General features: G+C 72.9%; 14 protein-coding genes. 13 read left to right on the top strand and 1 reads right to left on the bottom strand.

From position 1 onward, the window contains the following. Positions 1–237 precede the first annotated feature (237 nt). The 11 genes from ACGF3I_RS05410 to ACGF3I_RS05360 all read left to right on the top strand — a co-directional run bounded on the left by ACGF3I_RS05410 (position 238) and on the right by ACGF3I_RS05360 (position 14,373). Positions 238–708 carry a Dps family protein gene (locus ACGF3I_RS05410; RefSeq protein ID WP_393129260.1) on the top strand — a complete coding sequence of 157 codons (471 nt, stop codon included), beginning with the start codon at positions 238–240 and terminating at the stop codon, positions 706–708. Positions 709–871: 163 nt separating this feature from the next. Next, complete coding sequence (locus tag ACGF3I_RS05405) at positions 872–1,486, top strand: (2Fe-2S)-binding protein (protein ID WP_393129259.1); 615 nt, start codon at positions 872–874, stop codon at positions 1,484–1,486. Continuing rightward, positions 1,483–2,469, top strand: coding sequence for an FAD binding domain-containing protein (locus ACGF3I_RS05400; RefSeq protein WP_393129258.1), 987 nt, complete (start codon positions 1,483–1,485; stop codon positions 2,467–2,469). The genes ACGF3I_RS05405 and ACGF3I_RS05400 overlap by 4 nt, the downstream gene beginning before the upstream one ends. A gap of 51 nt (positions 2,470–2,520) precedes the next feature. Continuing rightward, positions 2,521–4,632, top strand: coding sequence for a xanthine dehydrogenase family protein molybdopterin-binding subunit (locus tag ACGF3I_RS05395; RefSeq protein ID WP_393129257.1), 2,112 nt, complete (start codon positions 2,521–2,523; stop codon positions 4,630–4,632). Between the two features lie 167 nt (positions 4,633–4,799). After that, positions 4,800–6,017 carry a PP2C family protein-serine/threonine phosphatase gene (locus ACGF3I_RS05390; protein WP_393129256.1) on the top strand — a complete coding sequence of 406 codons (1,218 nt, stop codon included), beginning with the start codon at positions 4,800–4,802 and terminating at the stop codon, positions 6,015–6,017. Between the two features lie 78 nt (positions 6,018–6,095). After that, positions 6,096–6,740, top strand: a complete 645-nt coding sequence (locus tag ACGF3I_RS05385) for a flavodoxin family protein (RefSeq protein WP_393129255.1) — start codon at positions 6,096–6,098, stop codon at positions 6,738–6,740. Between the two features lie 183 nt (positions 6,741–6,923). Beyond that, complete coding sequence (locus ACGF3I_RS05380; protein ID WP_393129254.1) at positions 6,924–7,505, top strand: DUF4142 domain-containing protein; 582 nt, start codon at positions 6,924–6,926, stop codon at positions 7,503–7,505. Between the two features lie 746 nt (positions 7,506–8,251). Then, complete coding sequence (locus tag ACGF3I_RS05375) at positions 8,252–9,544, top strand: MFS transporter (RefSeq protein ID WP_393129253.1); 1,293 nt, start codon at positions 8,252–8,254, stop codon at positions 9,542–9,544. Continuing rightward, a complete protein-coding gene (locus ACGF3I_RS05370) occupies positions 9,541–11,406 on the top strand; it encodes a S9 family peptidase (protein ID WP_393129252.1) in 1,866 nt (621 codons plus the stop codon). The genes ACGF3I_RS05375 and ACGF3I_RS05370 overlap by 4 nt, the downstream gene beginning before the upstream one ends. A gap of 211 nt (positions 11,407–11,617) precedes the next feature. After that, positions 11,618–13,591 (top strand): RiPP maturation radical SAM C-methyltransferase, encoded by a 1,974-nt coding sequence (locus ACGF3I_RS05365; protein ID WP_393129251.1) that lies wholly within the window; start codon positions 11,618–11,620, stop codon positions 13,589–13,591. Positions 13,592–13,695: 104 nt separating this feature from the next. Next, complete coding sequence (locus ACGF3I_RS05360) at positions 13,696–14,373, top strand: DUF5825 family protein (RefSeq protein ID WP_393129250.1); 678 nt, start codon at positions 13,696–13,698, stop codon at positions 14,371–14,373. A 67-nt stretch (positions 14,374–14,440) separates the two neighbouring features. On the opposite strand, the gene ACGF3I_RS05355 is transcribed toward ACGF3I_RS05360, so the two are convergent. Further along, positions 14,441–15,442: a YihY/virulence factor BrkB family protein gene (locus tag ACGF3I_RS05355; RefSeq protein ID WP_393129249.1), complete on the bottom strand. Its 1,002-nt coding sequence runs from the start codon at positions 15,440–15,442 to the stop codon at positions 14,441–14,443. A 421-nt stretch (positions 15,443–15,863) separates the two neighbouring features. Between ACGF3I_RS05355 and ACGF3I_RS05350 the strand changes: the two genes are divergently transcribed. Further along, positions 15,864–17,354, top strand: a complete 1,491-nt coding sequence (locus tag ACGF3I_RS05350; protein ID WP_393129248.1) for a SulP family inorganic anion transporter — start codon at positions 15,864–15,866, stop codon at positions 17,352–17,354. 87 nt (positions 17,355–17,441) lie between these two features. After that, positions 17,442–18,191: a TetR/AcrR family transcriptional regulator gene (locus tag ACGF3I_RS05345; protein WP_393129247.1), complete on the top strand. Its 750-nt coding sequence runs from the start codon at positions 17,442–17,444 to the stop codon at positions 18,189–18,191. The last annotated feature ends 21 nt before the right edge of the window (positions 18,192–18,212 follow it).

The raw sequence follows: 18,212 nt of genomic DNA, 5'->3' as shown, positions 1-18,212 counted from the left end.
ACAAACGGGAAATACAGGGCCTTTTTTACCGCCCCGCCCATTCAATGTTGCATTAAAAATTTTTTACCACCGCGGCCGGCCCCGCGCCCCCCCCGGGGGGGGGGGCCCCCCCGCCCGCCCGGGGGCCCACCGCTCTTTCCGCCGGGACCCGTTTGGGAACGGCTTTTCGAGGAAGGCGACATATCGGACCGGATGACGGTCCGAGCGGATAGCAGCAAGGCGAAATGGAGTGAAGCAGTGTCTGTCGTGAAGAGTTCCCTGTCCGATGCGGAACTGAAGGTGGTCGGCACGGCCCTGCAGGGCGCTCTGGTCGATCTGGTCGACCTGTCGCTCGCGGCCAAGCAGGTGCACTGGAACGTGGTGGGCCCCCGCTTCCGCTCCGTACACCTCCAGCTCGACGACGTGGTCACCACGGCGCGCCAGCACTCGGACACGGTGGCCGAGCGGGCCTCGGCGCTCGGGGTGAACCCGGACGGCCGCGCCGCCACCGTCGCCGAGAGCAGCGCGATCGGAACGGTGCCGGAAGGCTGGATCAAGGACTCCGAGGCGGTGGAGGTCATGGTCGTGGCGCTCGGCCGCGTCGTGGAGCGCATGCGCGAGCGCATCGCGGCCACCGACGAGCCGGACCCGGTGAGCCAGGACCTGCTCATCGCCCTGACGGCCGATCTGGAGAAGCACGCCTGGATGTTCCAGGCGGAGAACAGCTGAGCCCCCTGGCCGACCACGGCCCCGGCCCCGCCCGCACCCCGTGCGATGGTCCGCTCGGCGCCTGCGGCATCCCGGTCACCGCCGGGATGCCGCAGGCGCCGAGCTGTACCAGGCTGGTGGTGCGGGTGGCGGCCGGCCGCCCGGATCGAAGGACAGAGGAACGATGGAAAGCAGCGAGGGGCCCCTCGGCGGCCCCGGGACGACGGCCCGGTACGCACCCTGGCCGCGCCCCAAGGATTCCCCCTCCGGAGCCAGCAGCTCACCGGTGACCCTGAACGTGAACGGCTCCCCGCACGCGGTCGAGGTCGACCACCGCACCACCCTGCTCGACCTGTTGCGCGAACGCCTAGCGCTGACCGGGTCCAAGAAGGGCTGCGACCACGGCCAGTGCGGAGCGTGCACGGTCCTGGTGGACGGCCGTCGGGTCAACAGCTGTCTGGTCCTGGCGGTGACGCTCGACGGCTGTGAGGTCGTCACGGTGGAGGGCCTCGCGCGGACGGACGGCGCCGACGGCGACCTCCACCCGCTCCAGCGCGCCTTCCTGGAACGCGACGCCTTCCAGTGCGGCTACTGCACGCCGGGCCAACTGTGCTCCGCCGTCGGCATGGTGGCCGAGGCCGGAGCGGGCGCACCCTCCGCCGTCACCGATCCGCGGACACCGCCGGACGGCCCGGTGCCCCTGAGCGACGAGGAGATCCGCGAGCGGATGAGCGGCAACCTGTGCCGGTGCGGGGCCTACCCGCACATCGTCGAGGCCGTACGGGACGTGGTGTCGTGAAGCCCGTCTCGTATCTGCGCGCCCAGAGCGTCGAGGAGGCGGCCGCCGCGCACGGCGGCCGCAGCGAGGCCCGCTACCTGGGTGGCGGCACCAACCTCGTCGACCTCATGAAGCTCGGCGTGGAACGCCCCGAGATCCTCGTGGACATCACCCGCCTCCCGCTGGACGGCGTGGAGGAACAGGCCGGCGGCGCGGTGCGGATCGGGGCGACCGTACGCAACAGCGACCTCGCCGCACACCCCCTGATCCGCACCCGTTACCCGGTGCTCTCGCAGGCCGTGCTCAGCGGCGCCTCGGGTCAGCTGCGCAACATGGCGACCACCGGGGGCAACCTCCTCCAGCGCACCCGCTGCGCCTACTTCCAGGACCTGTCCAAACCCTGCAACAAGCGGGTGCCGGGCAGTGGTTGCGCCGCCATCGAGGGCATCCACCACGACCACGCCGTGCTCGGTCACTCGCCGCACTGCGTCGCGACCAACCCCTCCGACCTGTCCGTGGCGCTCGCCGCCCTGGACGCGGTCGTGGAACTGGCGGGCCCCGGCGGTCAACGGACCGTGCCCGTGACCGAGTTCCACCGTCTGCCGCAGGACCGGCCCGAACTCGACACGGTGATCCGCCCCGGTGAACTGATCACCGCAGTGGTCCTGCCGCCGCTGCCCGACGGCGCCCTCTCGCGCTACCGCAAGGTGCGCGAACGGGCCTCGTACGCCTTCGCGCTCGCCTCCGTCGCCGCGGTCCTGCACTGCGAGGGCGGCGAGGTGCGGCACGCGGGCATCGCCTTCGGCGGGCTCGCCCACCGGCCCTGGCGCGCGCGCCGGACCGAGGCCGCCCTGCTCGGCACCCGGCCGACCCCCGAGACCCTGGCCCGCGCGGTGGAGGCCGAACTCGCCGAGGCCGTCCCCCTGCGGGACAACGCCTACAAGGTGACGCTCGCCCAGGACCTCGCCACCCAGGTGCTCGAAGCCCTGATCCCGTCGGCCTGACCACCCCGCACAGGCCCACCGCCCCCTGACCCGTACGGGAGGAGAACCGCCATGGCTTCGCACGCGAACGCGCTCGGCGCACCGATGGAACGCCGCGAGGGACGCGCGAAGGTGACGGGGGAGGCCCTGTACGCCACCGAGTACACCCCGCCGGGCTGCCTGTACGCCTGGCCGGTCACGGCCACCGTCCCGCGCGGCCGGGTCACCTCCGTGGACACCGGGGCGGCCCTCGCCCTGCCCGGTGTGCTCGCCGTGCTCACCCACGAGACGGCGCCCCGGCTCGGCGACGCCGACGACCCCACCCTCGCCGTCCTCCAGGACGACCGGGTCCCGCACCACGGCTGGCCCGTCGCACTCGCCGTCGCCGACAGCCTGGAGGCGGCCCGCGCCGCCGCGGCGCGCGTGGATGTCGGCTACGCGAGCGAGCCGCACGCCGTGACCCTCGCCGACCACCTCGCGGACGCCTACCGCCCCGAGGACGCCAACGGCGGCAACCCCGCCGACCGCCACCGGGGCGATGCGGAGGGCGACTTCACCGCCGCACCCGTCCAGATCGACGTCCGCTACCGGGTGCCGCCCCTGCACAACCACCCGATGGAGCCGCACGGGGCGACCGCGACCTGGGAGGACGGCCGGCTGACGGTGTACGACTCCAGCCAGGGCGGTGACACCGTGCGGAGCGTCCTGGCCGCGCTGTTCAAGCTGCCCGAGGACCGCGTGACGGTGATCTGTGAACACGTCGGCGGCGGCTTCGGCTCCAAGGGCACGCCCCGCCCGCACGTCGTGCTCGCCGCGATGGCGTCCCGGCACACCGGCCGGCCCGTCAAACTCGCCCTTCCCCGGCGGCAGTTGGCGGAACTGGTCGGCCACCGCGCACCCACCGACCACCGTCTGAGGCTCGGCGCGGCCCCGGACGGCACCCTCGCCTCCGTCATCCACGAGGTGACCACCCACACCTCCCGCGTCAAGGAGTTCGTCGAGCAGGCCGCCGTACCCACCCGGGTCATGTACGCCAGCGGCAGCAGCCTCACCGCGCACCGGGTGGCCGCGCTCGACGTGCCCACCCCGTCCTGGATGCGCGCGCCGGGCGAGGCGCCCGGGATGTACGCCCTGGAGTCGGCCGTCGACGAACTCGCCTGCGCGCTCGGCATGGACCCCATCGAGCTGCGGGCCCTCAACGAGCCGGACCGGGAGCCGGACAGCGGGCGCCTGTTCAGCAGCCGTCACGTCGTGGAGTGCCTGCGCGAAGGCGCCCGGCGCTTCGGCTGGGCCGAGCGGGACCCGCGGCCCGGCACCCGCCGTGAGGGATCCGTACTCCTGGGCACGGGGGTGGCCGCGGCCACCTACCCGGTGCTCGTCTCGCCCAGCCGCGCCACCGTCACCGCCCACCCCGACGGACTGCACGTGGTCCGGGTCAACGCCACCGACATCGGCACCGGCGCCCGGACGGTCCTCGCCCAGGTCGCGGCGCAGGCGCTCGGGGTCGGCGCGGATGCGGTCCGCACCGAGATCGGCAGCACCGGGCTGCCCCGCGCACCGCTCGCCGGCGGTTCGTCGGGCACCGCCTCCTGGGGCTGGGCCGTCCACGAGGCGTGCAGCTCCCTGGCCCGCCAACTGCGCGACCGAGAAGGCCCGTTGCCGCCCGAGGGGCTGACGGCGTCGGCGGACACCGAGGGCTCGGCGGACGCGGAGTCCCCCTACGCGCGGCACGCTTTCGGCGCGCACTTCGCGGAGGTCGCCGTCGACCGGAACACCGGCGAGGTACGGGTGCGCCGACTGCTCGGCGTGTACGCGGCCGGACGGATCCTCAACGCCCGCACCGCCACGTCCCAGTTCATCGGCGGCATGGTGATGGGGCTCGGCATGGCGCTCACCGAGCACGGCAGTGTGGACCCCGCGTCCGGCGCCTTCATCGGCAGCGACCTCGCGGGCTACCACGTCCCCGCGCACGCGGACGTGCCCGCCGTCGAGGCCCACTGGATCGACGAGGAGGACGAGCACCTCAACCCGATGGGCAGCAAGGGCATCGGCGAGATCGGCATCGTCGGCACGCCGGCGGCCATCGGCAACGCGGTGCACCACGCCACCGGCATCCGCTTCCGCGATCTGCCGCTCACCCCCGACCGCGTGCACGGCGCGCTGCGGGGCGCCGCGCGCCACTGAGCCCCGTATGGCCGATGCGGGGCCGGCCGCCCTGATCACCCGAGGGCGCCCGGCCCCGGGCGAACCCTGGGAGCCGGGGCCGGGCCACGGGCCGCGCGCCCGCCCCGCGCGGCAGGCGCGCGGCCGAGCCGGATGTGAGACTGCGGCACAGGAAGAGGTGGTCGGCCATGAACCTGCGGGACGCCCAGGCAGCCGGAGGCGAGCGCTTTTTGGAGGACCTGCTCGCGCAGACCCACACCGCTACGCCGATGGACCTCCCGGTCCTGGTCAACCGGTGCGCCGAGGCTCTCGGCCTGGGCGAGATCGTCATCTACCTCACCGACCTCCAGCAGCGCCGCCTCGTCGCCCTCACCGAGGGCCTTCCCACCCTCGACATCGACGCCTCCGCCGCCGGCTGGTGCTACCGGACCGTGTCGCTGCGCATGGAGGACACCGACACGGGCGTCCTGTGTCTGTGGCTGCCCGTGGTGGACGGGGCGGAGCGACTCGGCGTGCTCGGCGTGCGGACCCGCGCCATGGACGCGGTGCGGCTGCGCCGGTGCCGGATGCTGACCGACATCGTGGCCATGGCCATCACCTCCAAGCGCGCCTACAGCGACAGCTTCGCCCGCCGGGCCCGCGTCGAGCGCATGCAGTTGCCCGCCGAGATGCTCCGCGCCTTCCTGCCGCCGCGCACCATCGGCAACGCCCACGTCGTCTCCACCGCGGTCCTCGAACCGGCCTACGAGATCGGTGGGGACGCCTTCGACCACTCGCTGAGCCAGTCCACCCTGCACGCCGTGATCCTCGACGCCATGGGGCACGACCTCGCCTCGGGCCTCACCACCTCGGTGGCGCTGGCCGCCTGCCGCAACGCGCGCCGGGCCGGCCTCGGGCTGCTCGACCTCGTCGAGACCATCGACCAGGCCCTCGCGCAGTGGCTGCCGGACAAGTACTGCACCGGCGTCATGACCGAAGTCGACCTCGCCACCGGGCTGTTCCGCTGGACCAACTGCGGGCATCCGCCCCCCGTCCTCATCCGTGAGGGGCGCGTGATGCACAGGGCGCTGGAGCGCACGGCCCAGCCGCCCATGGGCCTGCCCGCCCGGTTCAGCGAGGACCCCAGGGCCGTCCACGAGGTGAACCTCAAACCCGGCGACCGTGTCCTGCTCTACACCGACGGCGTCACCGAGGCGCGTACCGCGGGCGGCGGCGAGTACGGCATGGACCGCTTCACGGACTCCATCATCCTGGCCACCGCCGCCGGTGAACTGGCCGCCGAATCACTGCGCCGCCTCATCCACGCCATCCTCGACAGCGGGGACAGCGACCTGCGCGACGACGCCACCATGCTGCTCATCGAATGGTGGCCCCCTACGGGCGAGCCCACGCCCCGCAGGGGATGAATCGGGGCACTGCGCCATGAGGGGTGCCCCGGTGATCCCACCCGGTAGGAACCCGCGGGACGGGGAACAGGCACCTCCATGGACACCACACAGACCCAGTCCGAAGCCTCCTCCCGCGTCCCGCTGCGCGCCGTCGCACTCGTCTGCACCCTCTCCCCGTCGCCCAAGCCGTCGAGTTCGCAGCTGCTGGCCGAGCAGACGATGGCCGCCCTCTCGGACCACGGGGTGAGCGGCAGGGTGATCCGTGTGGTGGACCATGACGTCAAGCCGGGCGTGGAGGTCGACATGGGGGACGGGGACGCCTGGCCCGAGATCCGTGACAGCGTCCTCGGCGCCGACATCCTGGTCATCTCGACACCGATCTGGCTGGGACACCCTTCCAGCGTGGCCCAGAAGGTCATGGAGCGCCTCGACGCGGAGCTGTCCGAGAGCGACGAGGAGGGGCGTCCGCTGACGTACGGCAAGGTCGCCGCGGTCTGCGTGGTGGGCAACGAGGACGGCGCGCACAAGGTGAGCGCCGACCTCTTCCAGGGGCTCAACGACGTGGGCTTCTCCCTCGCCCCTGGCGCGGTCACCTACTGGGTCGGCGAAGCCATGCAGGGCACCGACTACCAGGACCTGGACGCCACGCCCGAGTCCACCGCGAGCACCACCGCCACCCTCGCCGCCAACGCCGCCCATCTCGCCCGGCGCCTCAAGGCGGCCCCCTACGCCGCTCCGTGACCGGCCGCGGGCCTGCCGAACGGGCCGGCCGACGAGACGATGGTGACGGAGTGTGACGTCGAGAGGCGGTTTGCGTGACGCGCACCTAGGATGGCTCAGGTCGGGCCCTGCCCGGACAGGCGTTGACGCGCGGTCCGGATGCCGAAGCGGCCCCTACCCGATCCACGGACACGTGGAGGTCCCATGCGAATCATTCAGACCAGTGCGACGGCTGCCGCCGCCATGGTGCTCACTCTGACGGGGACGACCGCCGCCTTCGCCGCGGCCAGCCCCTCCGCGACGGCGGACGCCGTGTTCCTCCAGGCGATCCACCAGGCCAACCTGGCCGAGATCGCCGCGGGCAAGGACGCCCGCTCGCACGCCACCAGTACGTGCGTGAAACAGGTCGCGGACGTCCTGGTGCGCGACCACACCACCCTGGACTCCAAGGGCGCGGTCCTGGCCAAGAGCAAGAGCATCACCCTGGCCAAGGAGCCCACCTCCGCCCAGCAGCGCCAGCTCTCGTCGCTGAAGCCGATGAACGGCACCGCGGCCTATGACAAGGCCTGGCTCAAGGCGATGAGCGAGGGGCACACGCAGGCGCTCCAGCTGATCGACAAGGAGCTGAAGTCCGGCAAGGACACCCAGATCAAGGCCGCCGCCAAGGCGGCGAGGCCGATCGTGGCCGCGCACCTGAAGATGGTGGAGGGCGGCACCTGCCACGCCATGAGCAGTGCGTCGCCGCACACCAGCGCCTCTCCGCACAGCAGCGCCTCGTCGCGGTAGACCCGCCCCGGCACACGTGCCCGCGCCCCCTCGCCCCCGCCGGCGAGGGGGCGCCGCCGTGCCGCGGCCGCACCCCCATCCGGAACCGGGCACGCGCGCGCCACCGGGACGCCGACCGGCCCACAACTGGTTTGCGTGCGGGAGTAGTTGATCGCGCGGACGAGGTGCGCCACCGGCCTTGCGCGTGCCGCGCGACGTCGTCGGCCCAGCTGTTTTTGGCCAATCAGCGCACCGGACGGAACCGTTCCGTGTGCGCGCCCCGGCCCGTTCCCCAGGTCGTCGTGCGGGCCCGTGTCGGCGCGCCGCGGCCGGTCGCGATGAACAGGTTCGCGGGGGCCGCAGGCGTGAGCGGCGGTTCGCCGCCGGGAAGGCGCATATGCCGGGCGTGCTGCACGAACTCGCCCGCCCCGCCCGGATGTTCGCCCCCGTGAACCGGGAAGGACGGGAGCGCGGGTGTGCCCGCGCGCCCGCCGCGGCCGGGTCCGCGCTCCGCCCCGCCCGGCCGTGAACCGGTCCCGGGGCCGGGCGGCACGCGGGTTCGGGCAATCGGTTTCTTTGCCCGGGCCTTACGGAGTTCGATTCCGGCCTCGGCGGCGGAACTCTTGTGAGCCGAGCGGGCGCCTGGTTAGGCTCCCGCTCGTTTCGATTCCTGCACATATTCTTCGCAACTTGACCAACTGTGGGGTGGCTGTGCGTGAACCGGAGTTCCCGGGCCTTCCGGGGACCTCTTCAGGGGCGGCGTCCTGATGCGCCCCGGCGCCTTGGCCGCCGACCGCCGCGCCGCCCGCCGCCCGGTGTCCCGGGACGTCCGGCTGTTCTGGTGGGCGGGTGCCTCCGACGCGCTCGGCACGCAGACCTCCGGTGTCGTCCTGCCGCTGCTGCTCCTCGGCCTCGGCCACTCGGCCGCGACGGTCGGCGTGGTCGCGGGGGTCTCCACGGCGGCCGGGCTGCTGCTCGCCCCGCTGGCCGCCGTCCCCGCCGACCGGGGCGCCCGCAAGCCCGTGATGTTCTGGTCCGCCACGGTGTCCGCGCTGGCCATGGCGGGGGTGACGGCGGCGGTGGCCACGGGGGAGCCACCGCTGGCGCTGGTGCTGGGAGCGGTCCTGGTGGAGCGGTTCTCCACCGCGGTGTACGAGGCCGCGGCGGCCGGGACCGTGGCTCTGCTCGCACCGCCCGAGGAGTGCCCCCGCGTGGTGGCCGGCCTGTCGGCGGGGGAGCAGGGCGCCCTGATCCTGGGCCCGGCCCTCGGCGGCGCCCTCTACCAGGCCGCACGCGCCCTGCCCTTCCTCGCGGACGCGCTGTCCTACGCGGTGGCCGCCGGATGCGTACGGGCCCTGCGCTCGGACCTGCGCCCCGACAGTCCGCACAGCGCGTCAACGGGCGCCACGCCGAAGGAAGTTGACGGCAAGGACGTCGCCCGGCCCGGGCCCGTGCGGCGCATGGGGAAGGAGTTCGGTGCCGGGCTCGCCCTGGTCCGCACCTCGCCGCTGCTGCGGCTCGTCCTCGCCTGGACCGCCACCGTCAACGGGGTGATCGTCGCGCTCTACTACGGAGCGGTGTTCACGCTGCAGCGGGGCGGCCACGGCGGCGCGCCGATGGGCCTGGTCCTGGCGGTGTCCGGGGCCGCCGGGCTCGTCGGCTCGCTGGCCGCCCCGCGCGTCGTGGGCCGGATCGGCGCCGCCCGGCTCCTGGTGGCCGTCTCCTGGCTGCTCGTCCCGCTCGCGGCGGGGCTCGCGACCGCGCGGGGGCCCTGGGCGTACGGGGCGCTGTTCGGGATGTTCTGTCTGCTGATGCCGCTGGTCGCCGTGGTGCTCCAGTCCCGCGCGCTCCAGGCGACGCCGCCCTCGCTGCAGGCCCGCACGGGCGCGGTGCTCGCGAGCGCCGTCGGCGGGTCCGCGGCCCTCGCTCCGGTGCTGGCCGGGCTGTTCGTGACCCGCGCGGGCACGGCTGCGCCCGCGGTGGTCTGCGCCGGGGCACTGGCGGTCCTGGCCTGGCACACGACCGTCGTACGGTCCCGCCTCACGGAGGCGACGGCATGAGCAGGAGTTACCAGGTCTACCGCGCCGCCCTGCCCGACGTGTGCACCGCGGACCCGGCCAGGATGGTGTTCACCGCGGACGCCGACGGCCGCTGCGAGGTGTTCACCTGGGACGCCGCGAAGCGCGTGGCCCGCCAGGTCACCGACCGCCCGCACGGCACCCTGCACGGCGCCATCGACCGCGACGCCCGTGTGTGGTGGTTCGACGAGGACCAACACGGCCTGGGCACTTGGCGGTTCCAGCCCTTCGAGGGCGGCCCGGACTCGCCCGGCCTGCTGCGGGTGCCCGCGGGCGAGCCGCGCGGACTGGCCGTCAGCGACGGCGCCCTGGTGGCCATGGCCCTCGGGGACGACCGCTCGACCTCCGTGTTCCTCGGCCCGCGCGGGGGAGCGGGCCGTCAGGTCGCCTGCCTCGACGGACACGCCGGGCTGTCCGGGATCACCCCCGACGGGCGCCTGCTCGCCGTCAGCGGCGCGGCCGGCTCGGCCCGCGCCGTGACGGTACTCGCCGACGACGGCACCGAACGCGCCGTACTGGCCGGCGACGGACCGCAGGGACGGCTCTGGTCGCTGGGCTTCGCCCCCGCCGCGGACCGGGCCGAGCTCCTGCTCGTCCGCGAGACCAACGACCGCTATGTGCCGGCGAGTTGGACACCGCAGAGCGGGTTCGTCGCCCATGACTGGTGCGCCTTCGACACCGAGATATCGGCGCGCTGGCACCCCGGCGGCGGCTCGCTCCTGGTGCGCCAGGACCGGCACGGCCGCAGCCTCCTGCACCGCGTGCACCTCGACGCCCGTACCGTCGAACCCGTACCGACCCCGCGCGGAACCCTGCTCGACGCGGCCCCGCGGGCCGGATCCGATGTGCACTTCCTCTGGACCGACACCGCGACCCCGCCCCGCATGGTGTCCACCGGCGGCACCGCGTTACCGCCCACGCACGCCATTCCCGAAGGCGTGCCCGGCGAGCACCGCGATCTGTGGACACCCGGCCCGGACGGTCCGGTGCACTCGCTGCTCGCTCTGCCCGAGGGCCGCAGGGGCGCGGTCCCCGCGGTGTTCCTCGTGCACGGCGGCCCCGCCGACCACGACCGCGACGCCTACGACGGAGTGGTCCACTCCCTGGTGGCGTCCGGCTTCGCCGTCGTCCGCGTCAACTACCGCGGCTCCACCGGATACGGGCCCCGCTGGCGGCGCGCCTTCGGCGAGGGCGTCGGGCTCACCCAGGTCGCCGACCTCGTCGCGGTCCGCTCCGACCTGGTGGCCCGCGGTGTCGTACGGGCGGACGCGGCCGGCCTGTGGGGCACCTCGTGGGGCGGCTATCTGACCCTGCTCGCCCTCGGCACGCACCCCGGCCTGTGGCAGGCGGGCGTCGCGGTCAAACCCGTGGCCGACTGCGCCGCGGCCCACCGCACCACCACCCCGGCCCTGCGCGCGCTCGACGAGCGCCTGTTCGGCGGCACCCCCGACGAGGTGCCCGAACGCTACGCGCGGAGCTCGCCGCTGCACTACGCGTCCGCCGTGCGGGCCCCACTGCTCATCGCCGCCGCGACCCGGGACGCCAAGTGCCCGCCCGGTCAGGTGCGCGACTACCTCACCGCCCTGCGTCACGCGGGCGTCCGCCACGAGTCGATGTGGCTCGACACCGGCCACGACGGCTACGAGGCCGACGACCACGTCGCCGTGCTGCGCCGCGCCGTGGTCTTCCTCGACCGCGAGCTGCGGGCGCGCACCACCCCCAGGACACCCCGCTCCGACCGGAGGGGGGACTCCGGACAGGGTCGCGTTCCAGCGACCGCCGGATCAGGCACCACACACACAGAAGGGAGTTCCGGCCATGCAGAAGGACATCATCCACAATGACCCGCTCGCGGGTGACGAGGAAAACCGCAAGCCGAGCGTCGGCGTGACCATCAAGGTTCCGTTCCGTAACGCCGAGGACGGCGAAGAGGACTGATCCTGGCCGGCCGGCCCGGCGGTTCGCCGCCGGGCCGGCCTGGCGAGGCCTCACCCCCCAACTCCGGCCCCCCGGGCCTCCTTTACGTCCCGTCGCCACACCTCCCGAGGAGCCGACATGCGTGTCCTGCTGGTCAATATGCCGTGGTCTCCGATCGACCTGCCCTCACTCGCCCTCGGCATCCTCAAGCGCAGCGTGGACGAGCGGGTGCCCGGCGCCAGTGCCGAAGTCCTCCATGCCAACCTGGAGTTCACCGACTGGATCACCGAGCGCACCGAGTTCACCGCCGACGACTACGAGTACTACGCCCTCTCCTCCTATTTCATGGGCTGCGGCGACTGGGTCTTCTCCTCCGCGCTCTACGACGACCCCACGTGGCGGGACGAGGAGTTCGCGACCGCGATGAAGGGCAAGCTCCGCAAGTCGCGGCTGCGCATGTCGCAGGAACTGCACCGGCAGGTACCGGAGTTCGTGGAGATGATCGCCCGGCGCATCGTCGAGTACGCCCCCGACGTCGTCGGCTTCACCTCGACCTTCCAGCAGAACACGGCGGCCCTGGCCGCCGCCAAGCACGTCAAACGGCTGGCCCCGCACATCGTGACCGTCATGGGCGGCGCCAACTGCGACGGCGAGCAGGGCGAGGCCGTCCACCGCAACTTCCCGTTCGTGGACCACGTCATCCGCGGCGAGGGCGAGTCGGCCTTCCCGCAGCTCCTCACCGCGCTGGCCGACGAGGCGGGCGAGGAAGTCCTCTCCACGGTGCCGGGCCTGTGCTACCGCGGCGCCGAGGGGCAGAGCGTGGTGAACGCGATGGCCACGAGCCCGCTGCCGCCCGCCACCATCCTGGCCCCCGACTACAGCGGCTACTTCGAGCGGCTGGCCTCGTCCGTGGCCCGCAACTGGGTCGAGCCCAAGCTGGTGGTGGAGGGCGCCCGCGGCTGCTGGTGGGGCGAGAAGCACCACTGCACGTTCTGCGGCCTCAACGGCTCGTTCATGCAGTTCCGCTCCAAGAGCCCGGACACGTTCTTCGAAGAGATCATGGAACTGGCCCGCCGCCACCGGGTCCTCGACATGTACCTCGTCGACAACATCCTCGACATGGGCTACCTCACCACCGTCCTGCCGCGGATCATGGAGAGCGGCTACGACCTGCGGATGCACATCGAGATCAAGGCCAACATGCGCCGCAGTCAGCTGCGCGCCCTCGCCGAGGCCGGGCTCATCTACGTACAGCCCGGCATCGAGAGCCTCAACAACCGCGTCCTCGACCTGATGGACAAGGGCGTCAGCGGCTGCCAGAACGTGCGCATGCTCCGCGACGGCGCCGAGACCGGCCTGTCCGTCGCCTGGAACTATCTGCACGGCTTCCCGGGGGAGACCGCCGAGGACTACGACCCCGTCATCGCCCAGATCCCGGCGCTCGAACACCTCAACCCGCCGGTCGACCTGTCCGCACGCATCGCGATCGAGCGGTTCAGCCCCTACTTCAACCGCCCCGAACTCGGCTTCGACGGGCTGCGCCCCGAGGAGCACTACCGCTTCACCTACGACCTGCCCGAGGCGGAACTCTACGACCTCGCGTACGTCTTCGAGGCCCCCCAGCGCGGCATCACCGAGCCCACCGTCACCGCGCTCAACAACGCGCTCGACGCCTGGAAGAAGCACCACGCCGACGCCCGGCTCACCCACACCGACCTGGGCGACCGCATCGTCCTGGTGAGCCGGCGGCGCACCTTCGCCTGGCGCGCGATGGAGCTCACCGACCCGTTCGAGCTGGCCGTCTTCCGCCTCCTCGACCAGCCGCACGCGCTCACCGCGCTCACCCGCAAGGCCGCCGCCCGCGCCAAGGGCGCCGAGCGCGACGAGCATGAGGTGCAGCGGCTCCTCGACTCCTGGCTCGCCCTCGGTCTGGTCTTCACCGACGGCGGCCAGTACGTCCACATCGCGCCCTCGGCCGTCAACGAGGACCTGCTGCGCCTCGACTTCATGCGCCACGCGCAGGCCGCACTGGACGCCGATTCCGGTGCCGGTGCCGACGCGGCCGGCGGCGCCGGTGACCGGCCCGTCCGGCCCGAGCCGGTCAGCGTCTGAGCCCGTGAGCGTCTGAGCCCGTGAGCGTCTGAGCCCGCGAGCGTCTGAGCCCGTCGGCCTCCGAGCCCGCGAGCGTCCGAACCAGGAGCAGGAGGACACGTCCGATGAGCACCGCCCTCACCACCGTCACCGAAGCCCTCACCGTCGCCGCCTGGCGCGACTACGACCCGGCCGCCTGCGAGCTGCCCGGGATGTACCTCGGCGAGGTGGAACTGACCGGCCCCCTGGGCGAGGAGAGCGACCGGCTGTGGGAGTCGGGCGCCCGCCGCGTCCGGCTGCCCGAGGCCGTCGATCTGGCGGACCTTGACGCCCCCGGCGCGGCCGAACGCGCCGTGCGGGCCCTGAGCCTGGTGCGCGACCTCACGGCCCGGGCCGTCCTGGTCGAGTGGAAGCTGCGCCTGGACCCGGCCGCGCCCGCCGACACCTGGCGCACCCTCAGCCACCTCCAGCCGCCCCGGCGCCTTGAGGGTCCGGCGGACGCGGCGGGCGACCTGCGCACATGGCGCGAGGGGCACTACCTCTGCAAGTGCCTGTGGCGCCAGGGCCCCGGCTTCGTGCAGATCCGCGACCGCCGCTGGGGCGATCTGCGCCGCTTCACCGCCGAGGAGCCGGAGTACCACGAGGCGATCGGGGCCCTGGTGTACGGGACCCCGGCCGACTCGGTGGCCCCCGCCGTCCTCGCCGACTTCCTGGAGGAGCGTCTCGTCCTCCAGGTGGGCGGCCTCGCCTGGTGGCTGCCGTACCGCGTCAACCGCTGGATCCAGGAGGCCATGGCCATCTGACGTCTCGTCAAGTCGGGGCATCGTCAACTGGGCTCACGCACAACGGAGATGGTGCTGCGAGAAGCCTTCAGGTGCTCGGCCGATGGCGCCGTCGGCTCACCCGGCGGCGCATCCGGGCCGGCCACTTGCGGGTGTCGCGCGGCTCGACGTACGGCTCCTCGCCCTCGGGCAGCCCGCCGCTGATGGCGCGCTGCCGGGCGAGTTCGGCGTCGAGTTCGAGGCCGAGCAGGATCGCCAGGTTGGACAGCCACAGCCAGATGAGGAAGATGACCAGGCCCGCCAGGGTGCCGTAGGTCTTGTTGTACGAGCCGAAGTTGGCCACGTACAGCGCGAAGCCGGCGGACGCCACCAGCCACAGGAGCACCGCGAGCACACTGCCCGGGCTGAGCCAACGCAGGCCCGGGCCACGGACGTTGGGGGCGCGCCAGAACAGCAGCGCCACCATGAGGATCACCAGGAGCAGCAGCACGGGCCACTTGGCGATGTTCCACGTCGTGACCGCCGCCCCGCCCACTCCGATGGCGTCACCGGCGCGCTGGGCCAGCGGACCGGTGAAGACGACGATCACCGCGCTGGCGGCGAGCAGTACCATCAGCGCGACCGTCAGGAGCAGCCGCAGCGGTGTGAGCTTCCAGGCGGGCCGCCCCTCCGGCAGGTCGTACACGGCGTTCGCGGCGCGTATGAACGCGGCGACGTAACTGGACGCCGACCAGATCGACGCGACCAGGCTCACCACCGCGACGACGCCGCTCGCGCCGCCCTTGTCCTGGAGCTGGCGCACCGCACTGTCGAGCAGGTCGTGCACGGGCCCCGGGGTGAGATGGCCCAGGTTGTCGAGGATGCCCCGGGTCGCCTTCTCGCCGATCACCCCGAGCAACGAGACCAGCACCAGCAGTGCGGGGAACAGCGACAGGACGCCGTAGTAGGTGAGGGCGGCGGCCTTGTCGGGCAGGTCGTCGTCGAGGAACTCCCGGCCGGTGCGGCGCAGCACCGCCGTCCAGGAGTGGGCCGAGAGGTCGGTGGGGTCGCTGGGCTCCTCGTCCGCAGAGCCGTGTGGGGTTTCCGTCATGGCCCCCGTATCCCCCCGAACCCGCCGCTCACGCGCCGCGGCGCCGCCCGGGTGGGGTGTGCATGACACGGCCACCACCCCGGCACCGGCCCGCCGAAGGGTAGACTCGTGCGACGGCGCGACGGATCACGGCGCCCCGCCTTCCCGATGCCGGGGCCGACGTCGCCCCCGCCAAGTTCCCAGTCCTGCGAGGAGAAGCGTGCGCGAGCCCATGCTGCCCGCCGCTTGTCCGCCGTGACGCCGCGCCTCCGGACGTGAGCCGGGCCGCCCCGGCCCGCCCGTCCCCCTCGACGTTCGGGCTCCGCGCACCCGCGCAGCCCCCGCCGGGCGCCGACCCGCCCTGCTTCCTTCCGCACGCCGTCCTGCCGACCGGTGTGCCCGAGCACGACAGGTTCCCGCCGCTGTGACTTCCGCTGCCGCTGTGTCCCCCGCCGCCCGCCTGCGCGGCCTCAGGCCCGACTGGCTGAACGACCCGAAGGTCTGGCGCACCGAGGTGCTGGCCGGCCTGGTCGTCGGCCTCGCGCTGATCCCCGAGGCGATCTCGTTCTCCGTGATCGCGGGCGTCGACCCGGCCATCGGTCTGTTCGCCGCGTTCACCATGGCGGTGACGATCTCGGTCGTCGGCGGACGCCGGGCGATGATCTCGGCCGCGACCGGAGCGGTGGCGCTCGTGATCGGCCCCCTCAACCGTGACCACGGCTTCGGCTACATGATCGCCGCGGTGATCCTGGCCGGCGTCTTCCAGATCGTCCTGGGCGCGCTGGGCGTCGCGAAACTGATGCGCTTCGTGCCCCGCTCGGTGATGGTCGGCTTCGTCAACGCGCTGGCCGTGCTGATCTTCATGGCGCAGGTGCCGGAGATGCGGAACGTGCCCTGGGCCGTGTATCCGCTGATCGTCGCCGGGCTCGCCCTGATGGTGTTCTTCCCGAGGATCACCACCGTCGTCCCCGCGCCGCTCGTCTCCATCCTCATCCTGACCGTCGTCACCGTGGCGGCCGGGATCGCCGTGCCGACCGTCGGGGACAAGGGCGCGCTGCCCTCGTCGCTGCCGGTCCCGGGCCTGCCCGACGTGCCGTTCACGCTCGACACGCTGACGACGATCGCCCCGTACGCCTTCGCCATGGCGCTCGTCGGTCTGATGGAGTCCCTGATGACCGCGAAGCTGGTCGACGACATCACCGACACGCACTCCAACAAGACGCGGGAGTCCGTCGGCCAGGGCATCGCCAACATCGTCACCGGTTTCTTCGGCGGCATGGGCGGCTGCGCGATGATCGGCCAGACGATGATCAACGTGAAGGTGTCCGGGGCCCGCACCCGGCTGTCCACCTTCCTGGCCGGCGCGTTCCTCATGGTGTTGTGCGTCGTGTTCGGCCCGGTCGTCTCCGACATCCCGATGGCCGCCCTCGTCGCCGTCATGGTCATGGTGTCGTTCGCGACCTTCGACTGGCACTCCATCGCCCCGAAGACCCTGAAGCGGATGCCTGCCGGGGAGATCGCCGTCATGGTCATCACCGTGGCCTGTGTGGTCGCCACCCACAATCTCGCCATCGGTGTGGTCGTCGGATCCGTCACCGCCATGGTCGTCTTCGCCAAGCGCGTCGCCCACCTCGCGGAGGTCACCGCCGTCACCGACCCCGACGGCACCACCGTGGTCTACCGCGTCACCGGAGAGCTGTTCTTCGCCTCCTCCAACGACCTGGTCGGGCAGTTCCGCTACGCCACCGACCCGGACAAGGTCGTCGTGGACCTGGGCGCGGCCCATATCTGGGACGCCTCGTCGGTGGCCGCCCTGGACGCCATCGAGGCCAAGTACGCCCAGCGGGGCAAGTCCGTCGAGATCATCGGGCTCAACGACCCGAGCGCCCTCCTGCACGGCAGGCTCAGCGGCGAACTCACCGCGGGCCACTGATGGAGGGCGGGACCCTGTCCGGTCACCGCCGGACAGGGCATCGGCCCGCCCGGACGAACTAAGTTCAGGTCCAGTTAGAATGGCCCCATGCCCGCCGATCACGCGCAACGGGGCCGAGCCGCCCGCCACGCGCAGCCGCCGGCCGCCTCTGAGCCTTCCGCGCCGCAGCCCGCCCCGAGGAAGAGGGCGCCCATCACGCTGGAGCGGATCACCGACGCGGCGCTGCACGTCATCGCCGCCGAGGGCTACGACGCGCTGACCGTCCGAAGGATCACGCACGTCCTGGGGACCGGGCCGTCCTCGCTGTACGCGCACATCGTCAACAAGGACGACATCGACGACCTGGTCATCGGGCGGCTCTGCGCACAGGTCGTGCTCCCCGAGCCCGACCCGGCGCTGTGGCGGAGCCAAGTCCGCGATGTGTGCGGCCAGTTGCGCGACCAGTTCCTGGCGTACCCGGGCGTCTCCCGGGCCGCACTCGCGATGCTCCCCACCAACCTGGAGACGCTGCGGGTGAACGAGGGGCTGCTGGCGATCCTGCTCGCCGGAGGCGTCGAGCCGCAGACGGCCGCCTGGGCCATCGACGGCCTCTTCCTCTACGTCAGCGCGTACGCCGTGGAGCGCTCCCTGGTCGAACAGCGGCAGAAGCGGGCGGACCACGCATGGGTGCTCGGCCGGGACGAACTGGTCAGCAGGTTCGAGGCGTTGCCGGCCGACCGGTTCCCGCACATCCGCGGCCACGCGGCCGAGCTGACGGCCGGCTCGGGGCACGACCGCTTCGACTTCGCCCTCGGTCTGATCGTGGACAACCTGCCGGGGCACGCCTCCCGCGCCTGAGTCGCTGGGGCCCGGCGGCCG

Source organism: Streptomyces sp. NPDC048111, from assembly GCF_043202815.1.
Classification (GTDB): Bacteria; Actinomycetota; Actinomycetes; order Streptomycetales; family Streptomycetaceae; genus Streptomyces.
The sequence above is the reverse complement of the archived record's forward strand: the minus strand, read 5'-3'. Positions and strand labels throughout refer to the sequence as shown.

What these genes read in the sequence shown, in the direction of transcription:
- ACGF3I_RS05405 (WP_393129259.1), top strand. Translation starts at nt 872, where the DNA reads ATGGAAAGCAGCGAGGGGCCCCTCGGCGGCCCCGGGACGACGGCCCGG.
- ACGF3I_RS05395 (WP_393129257.1), top strand. Translation starts at nt 2,521, where the DNA reads ATGGCTTCGCACGCGAACGCGCTCGGCGCACCGATGGAACGCCGCGAG.
- ACGF3I_RS05390 (WP_393129256.1), top strand. Translation starts at nt 4,800, where the DNA reads ATGAACCTGCGGGACGCCCAGGCAGCCGGAGGCGAGCGCTTTTTGGAG.
- ACGF3I_RS05385 (WP_393129255.1), top strand. Translation starts at nt 6,096, where the DNA reads ATGGACACCACACAGACCCAGTCCGAAGCCTCCTCCCGCGTCCCGCTG.
- ACGF3I_RS05380 (WP_393129254.1), top strand. Translation starts at nt 6,924, where the DNA reads ATGCGAATCATTCAGACCAGTGCGACGGCTGCCGCCGCCATGGTGCTC.
- ACGF3I_RS05375 (WP_393129253.1), top strand. Translation starts at nt 8,252, where the DNA reads ATGCGCCCCGGCGCCTTGGCCGCCGACCGCCGCGCCGCCCGCCGCCCG.
- ACGF3I_RS05370 (WP_393129252.1), top strand. Translation starts at nt 9,541, where the DNA reads ATGAGCAGGAGTTACCAGGTCTACCGCGCCGCCCTGCCCGACGTGTGC.
- ACGF3I_RS05365 (WP_393129251.1), top strand. Translation starts at nt 11,618, where the DNA reads ATGCGTGTCCTGCTGGTCAATATGCCGTGGTCTCCGATCGACCTGCCC.
- ACGF3I_RS05360 (WP_393129250.1), top strand. Translation starts at nt 13,696, where the DNA reads ATGAGCACCGCCCTCACCACCGTCACCGAAGCCCTCACCGTCGCCGCC.
- ACGF3I_RS05355 (WP_393129249.1), bottom strand. Translation starts at nt 15,442, where the DNA reads ATGACGGAAACCCCACACGGCTCTGCGGACGAGGAGCCCAGCGACCCC.
- ACGF3I_RS05345 (WP_393129247.1), top strand. Translation starts at nt 17,442, where the DNA reads ATGCCCGCCGATCACGCGCAACGGGGCCGAGCCGCCCGCCACGCGCAG.